The sequence below is a fragment of the Streptomyces sparsus genome, assembly GCF_054776295.1.
The window spans coordinates 1-964 of sequence record NZ_BAAHCA010001355.1; the positions used below are offsets into that span (position 1 = coordinate 1).

Genomic DNA, 964 nt, shown 5'->3' on the forward strand with positions numbered 1-964 from the left:
CGGCAGCCGCCTCGGCGGTCCGCATCGCGCCCGAGGGCGAGCGGGTGCCGCTGAGGGGCGTGCTGGGCGCCGTCGCCGAGAAGCTCTCCCGCAGCCGCAGGGAGATACCCGACGCCACCTGCTGCGCCGACGCGGACGCCGCCGAACTGCTCGCCGCCCGGCACGCCATGAACGCCGCCGGCGGCCCGAAGGTCTCGCTGCTGGCGCTGCTGGCCCGCGTCTGCACCGCCGCGCTGGCCCGCTACCCCGACCTCAACACCTACGTCGACACCGAGGCGCAGGAGCTGGTGCGGCTGCCGGCCGTCCACCTGGGCTTCGCGGCCCAGACCCCGCGCGGCCTGGTCGTGCCGGTCGTCACCGACGCGCACCGGCGCAACGTCGAGGACCTCACCGCCGAGTTCACCCGGCTCACCGAGGCCGCCCGGAAGGGACGCCTCACGCCGGCGCAGCTCACCGGCGGCACGTTCACCCTCAACAACTACGGCGTCTTCGGCGTGGACGGCTCGACGCCGATCCTCAACCACCCCGAGGCGGCGATGCTCGGAGTCGGCCGCATCACCCCCAAACCGTGGGTGCACCAGGGGGAGTTGGCGGTCCGGCAGGTCGTCCAGCTGTCCTTCACCTTCGACCACCGGGTGTGCGACGGCGGTACCGCGGGCGGTTTCCTGCGCTACGTCGCGGACTGCGTGGAGCAGCCGGCCGTCCTGCTGCGCACCCTCTGACCCGGTCCGCCTCCCCATCAGGCCCGGCCCCTCCCCATCAGGCCCGGTCCGGGCTGAGTCGACCGTCGCCGAGGGCGGGGCAACCGCGGACCCCCTGCCGCCGTCTGGCTGCGGGGGAGCGCGGGCACGTGGCCCTGCGCCCCGCGCTCGGGGAGGGTGAAGTCATGGATCAGCACCACCACGCGCGCTCCGGCACGCACACCGGAGCGCTGCCCGACACCGCCGGCGGCGCCACCCGGCGG

1 protein-coding gene is annotated in these 964 nt (G+C 75.4%); it reads left to right on the forward strand.

All coding sequences use genetic code 11. The features are described from left to right. Positions 1-722: dihydrolipoamide acetyltransferase family protein (locus tag ACYVE9_RS28390; RefSeq protein WP_461030755.1), on the forward strand; the 722-nt coding region annotated here is incomplete at its 5' end. Positions 723-964: the final 242 nt, after the last annotated feature.